Source organism: Variovorax flavidus, assembly GCF_030317145.1.
GTDB classification, from domain to species: Bacteria; Pseudomonadota; Gammaproteobacteria; order Burkholderiales; family Burkholderiaceae_C; genus Variovorax; species Variovorax flavidus.
Genome location: NZ_JASZYE010000007.1, coordinates 149,178 through 167,195 on the forward strand (window position 1 = coordinate 149,178; position 18,018 = coordinate 167,195).

The 18,018-nt window shown below is 67.5% G+C and carries 14 protein-coding genes; 7 read left to right on the top strand and 7 right to left on the bottom strand.

The features are described 5' to 3' along the window. The first annotated feature begins 27 nt into the window (after positions 1 to 27). Genes QTH90_RS25710 through QTH90_RS25735 form a run of 6 tightly spaced genes read left to right on the top strand, consistent with a single transcriptional unit; the run spans position 28 to position 6,664 of the window. Positions 28 to 1,005, top strand: a complete 978-nt coding sequence (locus QTH90_RS25710; protein ID WP_286667391.1) for a hypothetical protein — start codon at positions 28 to 30, stop codon at positions 1,003 to 1,005. After that, on the top strand, positions 1,002 to 1,664 hold the full coding sequence (locus QTH90_RS25715) for an LbetaH domain-containing protein (protein WP_286667392.1): 663 nt from the start codon (positions 1,002 to 1,004) through the stop codon (positions 1,662 to 1,664). The genes QTH90_RS25710 and QTH90_RS25715 overlap by 4 nt, the downstream gene beginning before the upstream one ends. After that, a complete protein-coding gene (locus QTH90_RS25720; RefSeq protein ID WP_286667393.1) occupies positions 1,661 to 2,842 on the top strand; it encodes a glycosyltransferase in 1,182 nt (393 codons plus the stop codon). Before QTH90_RS25715 ends, QTH90_RS25720 begins: the two co-directional genes overlap by 4 nt. Further along, positions 2,839 to 4,182: an O-antigen ligase family protein gene (locus QTH90_RS25725; RefSeq protein WP_286667394.1), complete on the top strand. Its 1,344-nt coding sequence runs from the start codon at positions 2,839 to 2,841 to the stop codon at positions 4,180 to 4,182. Before QTH90_RS25720 ends, QTH90_RS25725 begins: the two co-directional genes overlap by 4 nt. Beyond that, positions 4,179 to 5,399: a glycosyltransferase gene (locus tag QTH90_RS25730; RefSeq protein ID WP_286667395.1), complete on the top strand. Its 1,221-nt coding sequence runs from the start codon at positions 4,179 to 4,181 to the stop codon at positions 5,397 to 5,399. Before QTH90_RS25725 ends, QTH90_RS25730 begins: the two co-directional genes overlap by 4 nt. 8 nt (positions 5,400 to 5,407) lie before the next feature. Continuing rightward, positions 5,408 to 6,664 (top strand): glycosyltransferase WbuB, encoded by a 1,257-nt coding sequence (locus QTH90_RS25735; protein WP_286667396.1) that lies wholly within the window; start codon positions 5,408 to 5,410, stop codon positions 6,662 to 6,664. Positions 6,665 to 6,758: 94 nt separating this feature from the next. Here the strand turns inward: QTH90_RS25735 and QTH90_RS25740 are convergent, their stop codons facing one another. The 7 genes from QTH90_RS25740 to hemC all read right to left on the bottom strand — a co-directional run bounded on the left by QTH90_RS25740 (position 6,759) and on the right by hemC (position 14,950). Further along, on the bottom strand, positions 6,759 to 9,014 hold the full coding sequence (locus QTH90_RS25740) for a polysaccharide biosynthesis tyrosine autokinase (protein ID WP_286667397.1): 2,256 nt from the start codon (positions 9,012 to 9,014) through the stop codon (positions 6,759 to 6,761). Next, a complete protein-coding gene (locus tag QTH90_RS25745) occupies positions 9,011 to 9,451 on the bottom strand; it encodes a low molecular weight protein-tyrosine-phosphatase (protein ID WP_286667458.1) in 441 nt (146 codons plus the stop codon). The genes QTH90_RS25740 and QTH90_RS25745 overlap by 4 nt, the downstream gene beginning before the upstream one ends. Before the next feature lie 16 nt (positions 9,452 to 9,467). Then, positions 9,468 to 10,622: a polysaccharide biosynthesis/export family protein gene (locus QTH90_RS25750; RefSeq protein ID WP_286667398.1), complete on the bottom strand. Its 1,155-nt coding sequence runs from the start codon at positions 10,620 to 10,622 to the stop codon at positions 9,468 to 9,470. A gap of 237 nt (positions 10,623 to 10,859) precedes the next feature. Beyond that, on the bottom strand, positions 10,860 to 12,143 hold the full coding sequence (locus QTH90_RS25755; RefSeq protein ID WP_286667399.1) for a heme biosynthesis protein HemY: 1,284 nt from the start codon (positions 12,141 to 12,143) through the stop codon (positions 10,860 to 10,862). Between the two features lie 6 nt (positions 12,144 to 12,149). Further along, a complete protein-coding gene (locus QTH90_RS25760; RefSeq protein WP_286667400.1) occupies positions 12,150 to 13,229 on the bottom strand; it encodes a uroporphyrinogen-III C-methyltransferase in 1,080 nt (359 codons plus the stop codon). Beyond that, positions 13,226 to 13,996 (bottom strand): uroporphyrinogen-III synthase, encoded by a 771-nt coding sequence (locus QTH90_RS25765; RefSeq protein WP_286667401.1) that lies wholly within the window; start codon positions 13,994 to 13,996, stop codon positions 13,226 to 13,228. The genes QTH90_RS25760 and QTH90_RS25765 overlap by 4 nt, the downstream gene beginning before the upstream one ends. A gap of 48 nt (positions 13,997 to 14,044) precedes the next feature. Next, entirely contained in the window at positions 14,045 to 14,950 is a 906-nt protein-coding gene (gene hemC / locus QTH90_RS25770) for a hydroxymethylbilane synthase (protein WP_286667402.1), read from the bottom strand. 95 nt (positions 14,951 to 15,045) lie between these two features. Here hemC and ppc point away from each other — a divergent pair, with 95 nt between their 5' ends. Continuing rightward, positions 15,046 to 17,892, top strand: coding sequence for a phosphoenolpyruvate carboxylase (gene ppc / locus QTH90_RS25775; protein WP_286667403.1), 2,847 nt, complete (start codon positions 15,046 to 15,048; stop codon positions 17,890 to 17,892). The last annotated feature ends 126 nt before the right edge of the window (positions 17,893 to 18,018 follow it).

Below are 18,018 nucleotides of genomic sequence, written 5' to 3' on the forward strand. Positions count from 1 at the left end.
GCGCCCCTCCCCGTCGTGATGTCGAGCATGCACGCAGCCTCCATTTCCCTCATTCCGCCGGGCACCGGCGGCGTGCGGGACTACGCGACCACAGTCGGAGGCCCGCTCCACACGCCGCTGCTGGAGCTGACGCCCACGACGGACACATCGACGCTCTCCGGCGACTTCCTGCTGCTGCATTTCAGCGGCTACGGATTCCAGAAACGCGGCGTGCCAGTGTGGCTGGTGAGGAAGATCCGCAGCCTGCGCACCCAGTTCAAGGCCTTCGGCATCGTGTTTCACGAACTCTTCGCGCCGGCAGGTTCCCCGCTGGGTTCGGCCTTCTGGCTCAACGGCTATCAGAAGCGGATCGCCAGGCAACTGCTCGTTCTTTCCGACTTCTGGCTGACCAACCGCGAGGAGTCCGGCCGCTGGCTGCTGAATCAATCGCAGGCGGCGCCGCACCGCGTGCTGCCTGTGTTTTCCAACGTCGGGGAGCCGCCCGCCGTCGATGGGCCCAGGGAACCCCGGCTGGTCGTGTTCGGCAGCTCCGGGGTGCGGGCCAATGTGTACCAATGGGCCGACGGCGAGATCTTCCGGTGCGCCAAGCGCAAGGGTCTCGAGATCCACGACATCGGCCCTGCCATGCAGGATGGCGTGCTGGCACAGCGCCTCGCACAGGAACGCGTCGTCACGCACGGCAAGCTGTCGGCGGAGGATGTCAGCCGTGCGCTGTCCAGCGCGGCCTATGGCGCCTTGTCCTATCCGACGGACTACGTCTCCAAGAGCGGTGTCTTCGCCGCATACAGCGCGCACGGCATCTGCCCCATCCTGCTGTGGCAGGACTACGGGGCGCACGACGGCCTGACGGCCAACGTGCATTACGCGGCGGGCTTCGATGCGCTGGAAGCGTCCGACATCGATTCGCGCGCCGTCGGACTGGCGGCGCGCCAATGGTATGAACCACACTGCGTGAATGCCCATGTCACGGCTCTTCGCACGCTGATCACCGAGGCCCGCAAGTGAACGACATCCGCTTTCTCTGGACCTCGCGCGAGCGCCCCGAACTCGGGTCTAGGCGCTGGCTGGTTGTGTGGGCCAAGCGGGCCCTGAACTTCCGCGCGCTGCTCAAGATCTTGAGGAATCGCCGCCACTTTCGCGCGCGCGGCGTCGAGGTGGGCGCGCTGTCGATCCTCGACCGCTTCGATCTCAAGGGACCGGCCTCCAACCTGCGCGTGGGCGAGCACACCTTCATCTCGGGCTCGGCGGAGATCGTCGTGCTCGACACCGTCACCATCGGGTCGCGCGTCGTCATCAACGACCGCGTCACGCTCCTGACCGCCAGCCACCACGTGGGCGACCCGGGCTGGCGCCTCTTCAAGAAGCCGATTCACATCGAGGACTACGCATGGATCGCCGTCGGCGCGACGATCCTGCCCGGCGTGAGGATCGGCTATGGCGCGGTCGTCGGCGCGGGCGCGGTGGTCGCCAAGGATGTGCCCCCGCTGGCGGTGGCCACGGGCAATCCCGCAACGATCCGCCTGAACGCCCGGCCGCCCGATCTTTGCTACGACCCCGTCTCGCTGCTGCCCGCCTACGAGGCGTGGACCGGCCACGACAAGGAAATTCCCGCCGCGGCGACGCCGCCGCTGCAGGGCGGAGCAGGCGTGGGGCCACGACCATGAGATCCGTCCTCGTCACCCATCCCGGGCTGCAGCACTCGCACCAGCTCGCCCTGGCCCTCCACGAGAGGTCGCTGCTTCAATCCTTCTGGTCCGGCGTGCCCGTGACCGCGCAGGGCGAGCCGCCTCCCTGGTGGCTGCCGGGCAGCTTCCGGCAGAAGCTCCGCCACGTCGACATCCCCAGGGGGCTGCGCCGGCATCCGGCGCGCTTCCAGGTTGCATTGCGCGTGGCGCGTTCGATGAGCCACAACCGCAGCAGCTCCGACACGACGCACCGCATCTTCCATTGGTTCGACGCATGGGCCGCGCGGCAGATCCTGCAGTTCAGGCCGAAGGTCGTGGTGGCCTATGAAAACGCGGCGTATCACACCTTCAAGGCCGCCAAGGCGATCGGCGCGCGGTGCGTGCTGGATGCGGCGGCATTCCACCATCAGGCCGCGGCCGAACTGATCGGCGCCCACGCCACGCCCTACACGCCCGAGATCAACCGGCGGAAGGACGAAGAGGTCCAGATGGCGGACCTGATCCTCACCTGCTCGCCGCTGGCCGCGGAAAGCTACGTGTCGAACGGCGTCTCGCGGGACAAGCTACGGCCCTTGCTGCTGGGCGCGGAGCCGCCGCCCCAGATCCCTGTCTGGCAGCCGCCCCAGGGGAGCCCGCGCTTCGTCTTCGCGGGCACGCTGTGCCATCGCAAGTCGGTCGACCTGATCGTCGACGCGTTCCAGCGGCTCCACGCCGACGGCCTGTCGTACGACCTGGAGTTCATGGGCGGTATCGGCGACCCGAGCCTGCTGAGCGCGGTCCAGGCCACGCCCAACGCCCGCCACACGGCCAACGCGCCGCAGAAGGAGCTGTACGCCGTGCTGGCCCAGGCGGACTGCCTCTTGCTGCCTTCCCGCTCGGACTCCTTCGGCATGGTCGTCGCGGAAGCCATGGCCTGCGGCACGCCGGCCATCGTGTCGACGCAGACGGGCGCCAAGGCCATGGTCGAGGCCTACCCGGGAAGCGGCTGGATCGTCGAACCCGATGCGGAGGCGCTCTACGCCACCGTGCGCCATCTCATCCAGAACCCCCAACTGCTGCAGGCGGCGCGGCCCGTCGCGATGCAGTCGGGGCAGGCCTTCTCGTGGACGGACTACCGCGCGCGCGCGGGCCAGCTCCTGGAGGAGTTCGTGCAGTGAGCACCACGGCAACGCACTTTCCGCACGCGTTGAGCCAGCGCACCACGCTGAGCCGTGCCGGCTATGCGTTCATCGGCGTCTTCCTGATCGTGGTGCTGGAGGGCGCAGTCCGGAAGTGGGCGGTGTCGTCGGCCACGCTGCCGCTCATCCTGTTGCGCGACCTGCTGGCGATCTACCTGATCTTCCATGCGTGGAGCAACGGCTCCCTGCGGCGGCAAAAGCGCGTCACATCGGTACTGCTGGCGTGGTCGTGCCTGGTCGTGGCCTGGGGCCTGCTGCAGCTCGTCGGGGGGGAGAGTTCGCCAACGGTGCTTCTGATCGGCCTGCGCTTCTGGCTGCTCTACATCTGGTTCGGCGTTGCCGCGGCCGCGGCCATGAACGAGGCTGACTACCGGGCCGCCGTCCTCGTGGGGGTCGGGCTGGTGCTCCTGATGGCGCCGCTGGCGATCGTGCAGCATCTTTCGCCGCCCGGTGCGCGCATCAACAGCCAGGTCGATGGCGACGAGGACAGTGTTTTCGTCGCCGTGGCCGGCGTGGTGCGGACGACCGGAACCTTCAGCTTCACGCTCGGCTACGCCACCTTCCTCGCGCTGGTCGCACCCCTGGTCTTCGCCCTGGTGGGCGCCAGGAAGCGGACGAAAGGCCAGATGCTGTTCGTGATGTCGGCTTTCGGCGGCTTCGTCATCGCCAGCGTGGTCAGCGGATCGCGCACCGCCGTCATCTATTCGGCCATCATGCTGCTGGTCTACTTCGCCGCCCGGTTCTGGCTGGCGAAGGGCAAGGCCAAGGCGCGGGCCGCGGTGGCGATCGTGCTGGGCATGGCGCTGGTGGGCGTGCTTCTCTTCGCGTTCAGCGGCGCCCTGGAAGTCACGGGACAGCGATTCGAGCAGGCCTCGGCGGACGAGGATTTCTGGACGCGCATCATCACCATCTTCATCGGCGAACCCTTCGTCTACAACGACGTCACGTGGCTCGGCGCCGGCCTGGGGCTGGGCTCCAACCTGGCCAACTACGTGCGCACCGGCAGCGGATACTTCACGATCGCCGAGGTCGAGGCGGGACGCATCCTGCTGGAAGGCGGTCTGATCGGCTACGCCTTCACCGCGTTCAAGGTGCTCGTCATCGTCTGGGGCGTCAGCAAGAGCCTGCGCCTCGCCTACAAGCTGCGCTCGCCCTATCCGATCCTGCTGTGGATGACCGTGTCGCTCGCCATGCTCACCTGGTCGGCAATCGGACAGCTCACGGCCCACGGGCTGCTGGGCATCATGCTGGCCTTCGGATTGCTTGTCTTCAGGCATCCGAACATGGATTTCTTCCCTCCTCGCAGTTCGCCAGCGTGAAGCTCCTGCACCTGATCACATCGGTCGACCCTCGTGGCGGCGGTCCGATCGAAGGCGTGCTGCGGCTCCACGAGGCGCTCACCGGCCTGGGCCACACGAGCGAACTGCTGTCGCTGGACGATCCGGCGGAGCAGATCGTGCGCGACTGCCCGGCGCCGGTTCACGCGCTGGGGCCGTCGTCCAGCAGCTATCACTACAACCCGAACGTCGTCGCCTGGCTGCGCGAGCATGCGTCCGGCTATGACGCGGTGATCGTCAACGGCCTCTGGCAGTACACGGGCTTCGCGGCATGGCGGGCGCTGAGCCAGTCCGTCACGCCCTACTTCGTCTACACGCACGGGATGCTCGACCCCTGGTTCAAGCGGCGCTATCCGCTCAAGCACCTGAAGAAATGGCTGTACTGGCCCTGGGGCGAATACCGCGTGCTGCGCGACGCGGCAGCGGTCATCTTCACGTGCGAGGAAGAGCGCGTCCTGGCGCGTCAATCCTTCTGGCTTTACCGCGCGCGGGAAGTCGTGGGCTCCTACGGCACGTCATCGCCGCCGTCGAATGCACGCGAACTGACGGCCACGTTCCTGGCGGCCTACCCCGAGTTGAAGGACAAGCGCCTGCTGCTCTATCTCGGTCGCGTCCATGAAAAGAAGGGCGGGGACCTGCTCGTCGAGGCCTTTGCCCGCGTGCTGGGCGACAGCCCGGACTTGCGGCTCGTGATGGCCGGGCCTGGCGAGGAGAGCCTCGTGCAGCAGTTGAAGAACCGTGCAGAGCAGTTGGGCATCGCATCGCGCATCACCTGGACGGGAATGCTGGCCGGCGACATGAAATGGGGCGCCTTCTACGCCAGCGACGCGTTCTGCCTGCCATCGCACCAGGAGAACTTCGGCATCGCCGTGGTGGAAGCGCTCGCCTGCGGCAAGCCGGTCCTGATCAGCGACAAGGTCAACATCTGGCGCGAAATCGCCGAGGACGGCGCGGGCCTGGTCGGCAGCGACACGCTCGACGCGACCGTCGACACCCTGCAACGCTGGCTCGCGCTGCCACGCTCGGAAGTGGCAGCCATGCGAATCGCGGCGCTGCGCTGCTTTCAATATCGCTTCCAGGTCGGGCAAGTCGCCGAGACGCTTGTCCAGATCATCGGCGACCACTCTCCCGGGGCCTCGCGCTTCGGCCCGCTTCAAGGTGCGCAGGGCGCGCCGAGCCAGCGTCACAACGCAGTCTGAAGGCCCCCATGAAGCTGCTTGTCTACGGAATCAATTTCTCGCCGGAACTCACCGGCATCGGCAAGTACACGGGCGAGTTGGTTGCCTGGCTGGCCGCGCAGGGGCATGAGGTTCGCGTCGTCACCGCCCCTCCCTACTACCCGGACTGGGCCGTCTGGCCCGGCTACAGCGCCTCGCGCTACGCCACCGAGACGTGGCACGGCGCCACCGTGATCCGCACGCCCCTGTGGGTGCCGCGCAAGGTGACGGGCGTTCGGCGTCTCCTCCATCTGGCCAGCTTCGCGCTGACCAGCATTCCCGCCCTGCTCGCGCAATGGCACTGGAAGCCCGACGTCGTGTGGGTGACCGAACCGCCCCTGTTCTGCTCTCCCGCCGCACTCGCCTTCGCGCGCCTGCGCTCGGCCAAGGCTTGGCTGCACATCCAGGACTACGAGGTGGATGCGGCCTTTGAACTCGGCCTGCTCAAAGGCGCGCGACTGCGTTCGTTCGTCGCGTCCGTCGAACGCGGCCTGATGCGCCGCTTCGACCGCATCTCGACCATCTCCCTGCGCATGCTGGAACGCGCCAGCAGCAAGGGCACCGAGGACGAAAGGCTCGTCTCGCTGCCCAACTGGGCCGACGTGTCCGCCATCCAACCGCTGCGCACCGACAGCCCCTACCGCGCCGAACTCGGCATCGCTTCGGACGCCGTGGTGGCCCTCTATTCCGGCAACATGGGCGCCAAGCAGGGCCTGGAACTGCTCGCCGAGACCGCACTCATGCTCCGCGACGAGCCGAAGCTCGAATTCGTGTTCTGCGGCAATGGTGCCGGCCGTGCCGACCTGATGAAGCGCTGCGAGGGACTCGCGAACGTGCGCTTCCTGGATCTGCAACCCGTCGATCGCCTCGGCGACCTCCTCGGCCTTGCAGACATTCATCTCCTGCCCCAACGCGCCGACGCCGCCGACCTCGTGATGCCCTCCAAGCTCACCGGCATGCTGAGCAGCGGTCGCCCCGTCGTCGCCGGGGCCCGCCCTGAAACCGAACTCGGCAAGGTCACGGCCCAATGCGGCATCGCCGTCCCGCCCGATGACGCCAGGGCCTTTGCCGATGCCGTGACGACCCTGGCATCCCAACCCGACCTTCGCCGCGACCTCGGAGTCCGGGCCCGCAGCTACGCCGAGGAACGCTTCGACCGCAACGCCGTGCTAGCGCAATTCGAACGCGACCTGCAAGCGTGCATCCAGGTGGAACCCGCGGGCCGGCGCAGCCAGGCCCCTTCCTGAAACACCGCGGAACCGGCTTTGCCGGGCCGCGCGGTGTTCCCCCCGGCAGGGGGCGAGCGAAGCGACACGAAGTGCGCGAAGCCCTCGGGCGAACCTACTGCTCTTCCGGCAGGATGCTCTCGTAGTTGTAGTTGGTGTAGCGATACCGGCCGTACTTGTAGGCCGCGTACGCACGACGCCCGACGTTCATCGCATTGAGCAGCACGCCAGTGGCCGTCTTGCCCCCCATCACGAGCCGTCGTGTGCATTCCTTCAGCTCGCCCATGGTCGACAGATCCGCGCGGGCCACCAGCAGCACCGTGCCGGCATGTGCCGCGACCGTGCTCGTGTCGGCAGCGACCAGCACGGGCGGCGTGTCGATGACGACGAGGTCGTACTGCGCGGACAGCTTGTCCAGTGTCGACTTGAACGAGTCGGACACCAGCAGTTCGGCAGGGTTCGGAGGCAGCTGGCCGGTGGCCAGGAAATCCAGGTTGGGGACCACCTGGCGGTGAACCGTCTGCTGCACCGTCAAGCTGCCCGCGATCAACTCCGACAACCCGCCATGGCGCTGCAGCCCGAAGTACTGGTGGGTGTGCCCGCGCCGGAGGTCGGCATCGATCAGCAGCGTCTTCCGGCCGGCGGCCGCCATCAGCGCGGCGAAGTTCGCCGTCACGAAGCTCTTGCCGACGCCAGGCGTGGGGCCGGTGATCAGCACGCGGTTGTTCGGCGACTCCAGCATCGCGAACTGCATCGCGGTACGCAGGCTCCGCAGGCTTTCCACCGCCGGATCGTCCGGATGCTCGATCGCCAGCAGCCTGACGCCGGTGGCGCCGCTGAGCCGCCGCTTGGAGATCGCGTCCTGTGCCGCACTCAGGGGAATCGTGGAGAAGACCGGCAGCCCGCTCTCGGCCTCGACCTCGTGCGGATCGCGCAGGCGCCGCTCGACGAACGCATTGCGCAGGAAGGCGGCCACGACGCCCAGGAACAGCCCCAGGGCCAACGCGGCACCGATGATGACCTTCCGGTTCGGCTTCACGGGATAGTTCGGCAGGATCGCCTCGTCCAGCACGCGGACGTTGCCGACCTTGCCTTCCTTCACCAGCCGCAGTTGCAGTGCGTTGTTGAGCAGCGACTGGTAGAGCTCGGTATTCACCTTGACGTCGCGCTCCATGCGCACCGCCTCCTGCTGGAGCGCGGGCAGGCCCTTGATCCGCGTCTGGATCTCGCCCATGTCCGACTTCAGCGCCCCGATCTGCGCGTCCAGCGTCTGGATGGTGGGGTGATTGGCGGTGAACCGGCTTTCCAGTTCACGACGACGCTGCTGGGCGTCGAGCAGCTTCGTCTGGCGATCGACCGCCTGGCCCAGGATCAGCGTGGCTTCCTCGCCGATGGTCACGGTGCCCTTCTGCATGCGGAAGCGGTTGTAGGCCTCCTCCGAAGCCTCCAACTGGCTCTTGAACTGGGGCAGCTGGACGTCGAGGAACGCCAGCGTCTTCTGTGCCTCCGCCGCCTTGCGTTCGATGTTCTGCTTGACGTATTGCTCGCCGACCGCGTTCAGCACGCGCGTGAGCTTGTAGGGGTCGCCGTCCTGCAGCGACACGTTGATGATGCCGGACGCCTTGCCGCGCTCGACGAGGTTGAGGCTGGTCTGCAGGGCAATGGTGGTCGGCAGCTTGGCGGAGCGCACGAGGTTGAATTGCGCGCCCGGCTTGCCTGCGAGTTCGCTCACCAGCAGCTCGATGCTTCCCTTGCCGACGTTCGCCTTCATCATCGTGCCGACCGTCCCGGTCAGCGGCTCGGGCAGGCGCGGGGACGAGAGCGTGTACTGGCCGCCTTCCTTGGCGGTCACGACGAAGAGCGAGCCCTCCATCTGCGAAGGCACGTTGAATTCGGACACCACGATCTGCTCGGTGCCCGACACATAACCGTCCAGCCACAGGAAGCCCGGATCCGACAGGCCCGTCGCGCGCCGTGCCATCCAGCCGCCGATGTAGGGGATGTAGCGCGGGCTGGCCGCGATGTAGAGCTTGGTCGCCTCCACCGCCTGGCCGGCGATCATGCGCGAACGAAGAATCTCGATCTCCGCGCTCGCGGGCGTCTTGACGTCGAACAGGCCGCCGGCTTCGCTCAGGATGCCCTTGTTGCTGGAGTCCGGGTCCTCGACCTGGATGACGAGATTCCCCTCGTAGATCGGCCGCTCCAGGAACGCATAGGCGACCCCGATCGCGAACACGACAAGGGCGACGGCAGCAATCAACCACTTGTTCGCCGTCAGCACCTCGAGGTAGTGCCCGAGGTTGAGATCCTCCTCGTCCGTCGTGCCGAACGAACTGGGACTGGCTTTGGGTGGTGTGAGGGTGGAGGTCATCGACTGGATACTCTTGAAATGCGTTTGACCCATTCCTGGGCACCGTCTTCTATGAGCGAAAGAGACTGGCTGAAGGCCGGACGGCCCGCACGATAGGGATCCGGCACGTCCTGATCGCTGAACTCGCACAGGCGAAACACCTTGCCGGCGGCAAAGAGGTAGCGCTGCTCGACGGTACGCCGCTGCTCACGGTCCATCACCAGGATGAGATCGGCCCGCTGGCACATGTCGAGGCTGATCTGGCGTGCACGATGGCTCTCAAGACTGACGCCGCGCTCGGCCATCAGCTCGCACGCGATCGGATCCGCCTTGTTCCCCACCAACGCCTCCAGGCCCGCGGAACCGATCTGCGCCTCCGGCAACGCCGCGGCCAGCAGACCTTCGGCCATAGGACTGCGGCAGATGTTTCCGAGGCACACGACGAGGACGTTCTGGATGGTCACGATCGGTTCGCTACCGGCCAGTCGGCGTACCCAGATCGCGATAGGTGATCGCGGTCGTGGCGGTCGGGAGGATGAGGTTCAGCACCCGGTTCCACTGGACCAGCGGGACGGGGTCGACGTACACCACGTCCTTGGGCTTCAGCGCGAAGCCGTCCGCCATCGCGATGGCCGTCGGCGTGCGCGCGTCGAGATGGAAGATCGCCTGGCCCTTCGCCTCGTTGCGGATCACGTAGATCTGGATCGGGTTGGCCGTGGTCAGGTTGAGCCCGCCAACCTCGATGAGCGCGTCGTTCAGGCTCAGCCGGCCGCTGCGCAGCATGACGCCCATCTGCTGCGTCACTTCACCCATCACGGTGACCTTGCTTTCGTCGCGGTTGCGCACATAGATCATGTCGCCGGACTTCAGCGGAATGCGGCTCGGGTCGATGCCGGCATCGGCCATGGCGATCAGGTCGATGCGCGTCGTCTTTCCGTCGCGCGTGAGGTTCACGGAGGTCCGGTCGCCGGTCGGCGCCACGCCGCCCGCGCGATTGAGCGCCTCGGAAAGCGTCATCGGAATGTCCGTGAACACCTGCAGGCCCGGCGTGCGCACTTCACCCTCCATGTAGGCACGCTTGCTCCGGAACGCCTCGACGCGCACGCTGAGTTGCGGATTCTTGAAGACCCGCGACAACCGCTGCACGACGGCCTCTTCGAGTTCCTGGATGGTCATGCCGACCACGTTCAGCTTGCCCACGTAGGGAAAGCTCAGATGCCCCGTGTTCGACACGATGTAGCCGGGCGCCGGCGAGACGCTGGCCGGATCGGCCACCGTGGTCGCCGGAACCGTGCTGAAAACCATCTCAGGGTGATCGAAGACCACGATGCCCACGACATCGCCAATGCCGATGCGGTACGGCCCGGCGTCGCCGATCAGCGCCATCACGTCCGGACCGAGCTTGGTCTGGAGCGTGGCCGCGCGCTGCGCCCGGATGAGATCGGGCGTGATCTCGGTGATGGCGCCCGCAGGTGGCGGATCGATCTCGGAGGTCGAGAAGCCCGACGGCGAGACCGCCTTGGAGGCGTCATTGCTGGCGGAGCGGAAGCCCGGCGCCAGGGGCGCGCAACCTTGGACCAGGAAGCTGGCGGCGACCAACAAAGCGGCATGTAGTGGAAGACTTTTCAAAACCAACTCCGCATCGTGACCCAGAAATGAATACTTTTGCAAACAGTTACGACTGTACATCAGGAAATCGGGCTACTCAAACCCTTTCTTGGCGTAGGTCGTAAGGCAGAGGCGACCCGGATTTATCACCTAAAAAAGCGATGCGGGCTGTAGGCGTATTGCCCGCATTGAAACTTTTGGGCTAATCGGCCACGCTACCAATTCGATAGCATTCACTCCGCACGCAGCGGAGAGTTGTTAGGGATTCTCTGTTTGAGCGGCGCGTTTCCAGGCCGCCGAGGCCTGGTCCGCGTCGTCGCGCGCTTCGGCGAGTTGTGCGAGCGCCTGCCACGCCCGTCGATGTAGGTTCGTGTCCTGCAAGCCAAGTCCGGCCTGTGTGAGCAACTGTTGCGCCTTGCCCCAGAGTTGGCGCCGCATGCAGGCCATGCCGGCAAGGTACTGCAGGTTGGCGTCGCGCGGGTTGTTCCGCTGCGCGGATTCGATGCGAGCCAGCCATTCGGCGTCGACCGAATCGAGACCCGCTTCAAGGGCTCGCACCAGCCTGACCCGCAGGGATTCGCCCAAGCTCTGCGGCTGCTCGATCATGCGCTCCCAGACGGGCAGCAGCCATGCGCGTGCCAGCGTGAGATCGCCGCGCAGCGCCACCATGCGCTGGGCCGCGTGGATCGCGACCTCGGGCATCTCGCGCTCCCAGCTTTCGAACTCGTTCCAGGCCCGCAGCAGCTGGGCGGGATCGTGCGCGCCCGACAGCAGTTCGGTTGCCAGCCCGCGAATGATGCTCTGCGCCGCGGCATCCGAGAAGGCCCGGTGCTTGGCCAGCAGGCGCGCGGTTTCGAGCGCCTCGAGCGTCCGGCGGTCCTGCCGCGCCGCCTTCAGGCGCAAGCGCAAGGCCAGCGTGCGCCGTTGCGCACCCTGCGGCAGTTCCTCCAGACGCGCCAGCGTGCCGGGCGCATCGCGGTCGTCCAGCGCCCAGCGGGCTGCGCGCAATTGCACGCCCTCGCGCGTTTCGGGCGTCGACAGGACTCCGCGCTCCGCGCTTTCGTTGAGGGCCTGCTGAAGGTGCGCATCGCGCGCGGGCCGGTCCTGCAACGATTGCGCGCTCTCGGCCGCGAGCAGATGCGCCATGACACGCACCTGCAGCGCCTGCGGCAGCCGTGCATCCAGCGCAGCGAGCGCTCTCTCCTGCGACAGCGCGGCCAGTGCGGCCTTGCGTGCGCGCGAAAAGCGGCCGGCCAGCAGTTGCACCGCCGCATCGAGCACTGCGGCATGCAGGGCACGCTCCTTTTGCTGCATGCGCCACTGGCGCGCCTGCTTCGGCAGAGAGAACAGCGCGGAAAGACCGCGAAGTGCGACATGCAGCAGCACGAACGCCGCCAACAGGAGCAACAGCACCAGGTTCAGCGACAGGTCGACGCGCCATGGCGGCCAGAAGACGGTGATCGTGCCCTGGTTGTTGCCCGCGAACAGGGCGACCGCAGCCGCGATCCCGAAGAGTGCAAGAAACCAGAGGGCTGCGCGCATACCCGACTAGCGACCGGCCGCGGCCGTCGCCAACGCCGCCAGGGTTTCATCGACGCGAGGCGGCTCGCTGGTCTTCACCTGCGCCTGGAGTTGCTGCACCAGCGTGGCAGCGGCCTGGACGCGGCGCGAGGCCGGATCGAAATAGCGATTGATCGATGTCGAGACCGTCGCGAGTTCGCCGCGGGCCGTATCGACCTGCCGCGACAGCAGCGCCAGGCGCGCGTTGAGCAGCTTGAGCTTGAGGTTCTCGCGCAGGAAGAAGGTCTGGTCCGGCGTCAGCAGCACCGCCTCGGGGCGCTCGATGCGCCCGACCCGCAGCAGCGAGCGTGCCTCGTTGCGCACCATCAGCAGGGCGCGCTGCCACCATGGCGCATCCACCGGCACGGGTTCGACCTGCAGTGCGTTCGCGCCCGAACCGCGCATGCCCACCGCATTGAGCACGGGCAGGTCGTCCACGCTGCGAATGAGTTCGTCAAGCTTCTGGAGCGCCTCGCCGTTGTCGGCGCTCGCGCTGCTGCGAAGCCGGTCGGCATCGTGCTGCATCGCGCGTTGGAGCGGGGCAAGACGCGGCTGCGCGGCGCGCGAAATGCGCAGGTCGCCCGCCTTGAGCGCGGCGAGCAAGGGCTGGACGTTGCCAGTGACCTGCGCCTGCTGCAGTGCCAGCCGCACGGCAGCCTCGATGTCGACGACCAGATTCTCGTCGCGCGAGCGCGAAAGACTCTGCATCAGCTCCTCGAGCTGGGAGCGTTGCAGCGCCACCTCGCCCACGCGCGTCTCCGCGAGGGCGAGCCGCGCCGCCGTGTCGCGCACGACTTCATGGGCCTGGCGCGCAAGGGTGCGGGCCTCCAGGGATTGGGCAAGTGCATCGGCGCTCTGGCGCGCGAGCTGCTCCTGCATGCCGCTGACCTTCTGCCAGAGCGCCAGTGACATCACCAGCGCGGCCAGCGCAACGACGGCCAGGATGGCGAACACGATTTTCGAGAGCAGCGCCACAGCCGCCGCATGGCTCGTCTGCAGGGGGGTCGGCACCGGAGCGCGCACCACAGGTTCCTGCAGGGACTCATTCAAGACGGAAGCGTCGCTCATGCGAGGGATTCTATCGACGCGACCAGAGCCACCTGCGAAGGGCTGGAGACTCGCACACGGCCAAAACCCGCGGCGCGCGCCGCATCCGCGATGCGCTCGTGCGTGGCAATCGCGCGCGCAGCGGTCCACTGCGTGCCGGGCATGCACCGGCACAGATTGGCGATGGCCTCCGAGCTGCTGAAAAGCCAGATGGAGTCGCCCGACGCACCTTCTGCCGCGAGACGGCGCTCGGCCTCGTCGAAGGTCGGCGCCAGACGCCGATAGGCTGCCACTTCATCGCAAGCACCTCCGGCCGCGGTGATCTCGCGCGCAAGCCAGTCACGCCCCCCGATCCGACCCGATGCATCGCCGCCGCGCACGATCAGCACCCGTGTTCCTGGCCGCACCTGCGGCCGCACACGCGCCCACAAGGCTTCGGAGTCAAACTGCGCCGCATCCGGGGGCGGCGCGTCGATCGAAGCCGCGGGCACGCCGGCTTCCAGCAGCCCGCGCGCAGTCCCGGGGCCCGTTCCCCAGAAGCGCGAACGCGCGGCCGCGCTGGCGTCGATGCCCGTGAAGAAGTGCTCGGCCGCTGCGGCACTCACGAACATCAACGCGTCGTAGTCGGAAAGGCGTTCCCGCACTGCATGAAGCAGCTTCCCGTCTTGCAGCGGCTCGATGGCGATCAAGGGCAACGCGAGGGCATCCAGCCCCGCGGCCCGTAATTCGCCGACCCAGCGCGCAGCCTCGCGAGCCGGGCGCGTGACGATCACGCGTGCTGCCGCCATGTCGTGTCTCCATGGCGCGCGAGCGCGGCGCGTCGGGCGTGTTTCATTTCAATGCGCGCCGGCGGCGCGCAGCATCCTTGCGGCATCGTCGCCGAGCGCACCGGCCTGCGCGAAGTCCGTTGCTTCGGCGAATGAATGCACCCGCACCAGTGGTTCCGAGCCTTCAGGGTCGCCCCAGGCCGCGTCGATGCGCAGGCCGCCATCGGACTGCCATCTCGCATGGGCTGCCAGCGGCATGGAGCAGCTGCCGCCCATCGCGCGGCTGACCGCGCGCTCGGCCGCAGTCGCGAGCCAGTCGTTGCGGCTCGAAAGCGGCGCAAGCAGATCGATCAAGTCTTGGCGATCCGCGCGCACCTCGATGCCCAGAGCGCCCTGCCCTGCGGCGGGCAGCATGGTGTCGGGCTCGAAGGTCTGCCGGATGCGGCTTTCCAGGCCGAGCCGCTTCAAGCCAGCCGCGGCCAGCACGATCGCGTCGTACTGGCCTTCGTCGAGCTTGCGCAGCCGCGTGTCGAGGTTGCCGCGCAGGGGCTCGATCCGCAGATCGGGCCGCAGCGCGCGCAGCAACACCACGCGGCGCAGGCTGCTGGTGCCGACCACCGCGCCTTGCGGCAGGCCGTCGAGCGACGGGTAGCGCGGAGACACCAGCGCATCGCGAGGATCCTCGCGTTCCAGCACGCAGGCCAGCGCGAAGCCGTCGGGCAGGTCCATCGGCACATCCTTGAGCGAGTGCACCGCGATGTCGGCGCGCCCTTCTTCGAGTGCGAGTTCGAGCTCCTTGACGAACAGGCCCTTGCCGCCGACCTTGCTCAGCGAGCGGTCGAGGATCTGGTCGCCACGAGTCGTCATGCCGAGCAGGCCGACCGTGTGGCCTTGTTCTTGCAGGAGGGCCTTGACGTGCTCGGCTTGCCACATGGCCAGCCGGCTTTCGCGCGTGGCGATGACGATGTTGCTCAAGACCGTTTTTCCAATGAGAAAGAGACCCGTGGGATGCTAGCATGTTGCGCCGCAGCAACGTCGCCGCAGGCCCATCGAACGAGGAGATGTTCCGAATGAAGACGAGCCCCGCCCCGGCTGCCTCCAAGCGCCGGCACAGTGACGAAGACCTGCCCCTCATCAACGACATCCGGCTCCTGGGCCGCATCCTCGGCGATGTGATCCGCGAGCAGGAAGGCGCAGAGAGCTACGCGCTGGTCGAAAAGATCCGCACCCTGTCGGTGGCATTCCGGCGCGACGCGGACCACGCGGCGGACCGCGCGCTCAAGAATCTGCTCAAGGGCCTGAGCGCGGCCGAGACGGTGCGGGTCATCCGCGCCTTCACGTACTTCAGCCATCTTGCGAATCTGGCCGAGGATCGCCACCAGATCCGGCGCCGCACCGAGGCCGACCGCGCCGGCGAGAGCGCCGATGGCAGCCTGGAAGTCGCGCTCGCGCGCATCCGCAAGGCCGGCATCAAGCCCGAGGCGGTGGTGGAATCGCTCGCGCACAGCTACGTGTCGCCGGTGCTCACCGCGCACCCGACGGAGGTGCAGCGCAAGAGCATCCTGGACGCCGAGCGCGCCATCGCGCAATTGCTGACCGCCCGCGACGAGATCGCCTTGCGCCAACGCGCCTTCGCCGGCAAGAAGGACGCGCTGACGCCCGTCGAATACGCCGAGAACGAAAGCCAGATGCGCACCCGCGTCACGCAGCTGTGGCAGACGCGCCTCCTGCGCTTCTCCAAGCTCACCGTGGCGGACGAGATCGAGAACGCGCTGAGCTACTACGAAGCAACCTTCCTGCGCGAAATCCCCCGCGTGTACGCCGACCTGGAGAAGGCGCTGGCCCACGGCGGTGCCACGCCTTCGGTCGCGCCCTTCCTGCGCATGGGCCAATGGATCGGCGGCGATCGCGACGGCAATCCCAACGTGACGGCCGAGACCCTCGAGTACGCGCTGCGCCGCCAGGCCGAACTGGCGCTGCGCCACTACCTGACGGAAGTGCACTACCTCGGTGGAGAGTTGTCGCTGTCGGCCACCCTGGTCGATGTGTCGGTGGAGATGCAGGCCCTGGCCGAGCGCTCGCCCGACAAGAACGAGCACCGCGTCGACGAGCCCTATCGCCGCGCGCTGACCGGCATCTACTCGCGCCTGGCTGCGACCCTGCGCGACCTCACCGGCGGCCAGGCTGCGCGCCACGCCGTGCCGCCGCAGAACCCCTACCCCAACGCCGAGGAGTTCCTCGCCGACCTGCGCACCATCGAGGAATCGCTCGGCGACAAGCACGGTTCGGTGCTGGCCGCGCAGCGCCTGCATCCGCTGATCCGCGCGGTGGAAGTGTTCGGCTTTCACCTCGCGACGGTCGACCTGCGCCAAAGCTCGGACAAGCACGAGGCAGTGGTGGCCGAGCTGCTCGCCACCGCGCGCATCGAGCCCGACTATGCCGGTCTGGCCGAGGACGCCAAACAGACGCTGCTGCTGCGGCTGCTCGACGATGCGCGGCCCTTGCGCGTTCCGGACGCCGACTACTCGCCACTGGCGAAGAGCGAGATCGCGATCTTCGCCGCCGCCCGCACGGCGCGAGCGCGCTTCGGCGCAGCGGCCATCCGCCACTACATCATCAGCCACACCGAGACAGTGAGCGACCTGCTCGAAGCCTTCCTGCTGCAAAAGGAAGTGGGCCTGTTGCGCGGAACACTGGCCGAGAACGCCACCTGCGACCTGATCGTCGTGCCGCTGTTCGAGACCATCGAGGACTTGCGCAACGCGGCCCCCATCGTGCGCGCCTTCTACGCGTTGCCCGGCATCCATGCGCTGATCCAGCGCTCGGGCGCGGAGCAGGATGTGATGCTCGGCTACAGCGACAGCAACAAGGACGGCGGCATCTTCACCAGCAACTGGGAGCTGTACCGCGCCGGACTTGCGCTGGTCGCGCTCTTCGACGAGCTGAACAAGGAGAGCGGCGTGCCCATCCGGCTGCGCATGTTCCACGGCCGCGGCGGCACGGTGGGACGCGGCGGCGGTCCGAGCTACCAGGCGATCCTCGCGCAGCCGCCGGGCACGGTGCGCGGGCAGATCCGCCTGACCGAACAGGGCGAAGTGATTGGCTCGAAGTACGCCAACCACGAGATCGGCCGGCGCAACCTGGAAACGCTGGTCGCCGCCACGCTGGAAGCCACGCTGCTGCCAACCGCCAAGCCCGCGCCGGCAGCCTTCGTCACGGCCGCGGCCGAACTGTCGGCGGCCAGCATGGCAGCCTATCGGGCACTCGTGTATGAAACGCCCGGCTTCGGCGACTACTTCTTCAGTGCCACGCCGATCCGCGAGATCGCCGAACTCAACATCGGGTCGCGGCCCGCTTCGCGCAATCCGAGCCGCAGCATCGAGGACTTGCGGGCAGTGCCCTGGAGTTTCAGCTGGGGGCAGTGCCGGCTCACGCTGCCCGGCTGGTATGGCTTCGGCTCCGCCATCGAGCAATTCCTGGCGGAGGCCGCCAATCCTGCCGCGCGCAAGGAACGCCACGCATTGCTGCAGCGCATGTACGCACAGTGGCCCTTCTTCCGCACGCTGCTGTCGAACATGGACATGGTGCTCGCCAAGAGCGACCTCGCCCTGGCCTCGCGTTACTCGGAGCTGGTGGCCGAGCGCAAGCTGCGCCAGAAGGTGTTCTCGATGATCGACGCCGAATGGCACCGCACCTCGGATGCCCTGGTGCTCATCACGGGCGCAAGGCAGCGCCTGGAGGGCAATGCCGAGATGCAGCGCTCCATTCGCCACCGCTTCCCCTACATCGACCCGCTCCATCACCTGCAGGTGGAATTGATGCGGCGCTATCGCGCGGGGCAGGACGACGAGCGGCTGCAGCGCGGCATCCACATGTCGATCAACGGGGTCGCGGCGGGCTTGCGAAACACCGGCTAGCGAAGGAGCGATCGCGCGCTGTGCGCCGTCTCCTACGTCAACATCCGGCGCGGGAGAAAGGAAGGGTATTCGATGAAGAGTACCCTGCCCCTACGTTCACAGCTCTCGCAATCGCGCGGCGGCTCA

Coding starts and splice junctions, on each gene's coding strand:
- QTH90_RS25760 (WP_286667400.1), bottom strand. CDS start 13,229: ATGAGCGACGCTTCCGTCTTGAATGAGTCCCTGCAGGAACCTGTGGTG.
- QTH90_RS25765 (WP_286667401.1), bottom strand. CDS start 13,996: ATGGCGGCAGCACGCGTGATCGTCACGCGCCCGGCTCGCGAGGCTGCG.
- QTH90_RS25735 (WP_286667396.1), top strand. CDS start 5,408: ATGAAGCTGCTTGTCTACGGAATCAATTTCTCGCCGGAACTCACCGGC.
- QTH90_RS25720 (WP_286667393.1), top strand. CDS start 1,661: ATGAGATCCGTCCTCGTCACCCATCCCGGGCTGCAGCACTCGCACCAG.
- ppc (WP_286667403.1), top strand. CDS start 15,046: ATGAAGACGAGCCCCGCCCCGGCTGCCTCCAAGCGCCGGCACAGTGAC.
- QTH90_RS25755 (WP_286667399.1), bottom strand. CDS start 12,143: ATGCGCGCAGCCCTCTGGTTTCTTGCACTCTTCGGGATCGCGGCTGCG.
- QTH90_RS25740 (WP_286667397.1), bottom strand. CDS start 9,014: ATGACCTCCACCCTCACACCACCCAAAGCCAGTCCCAGTTCGTTCGGC.
- QTH90_RS25710 (WP_286667391.1), top strand. CDS start 28: ATGCACGCAGCCTCCATTTCCCTCATTCCGCCGGGCACCGGCGGCGTG.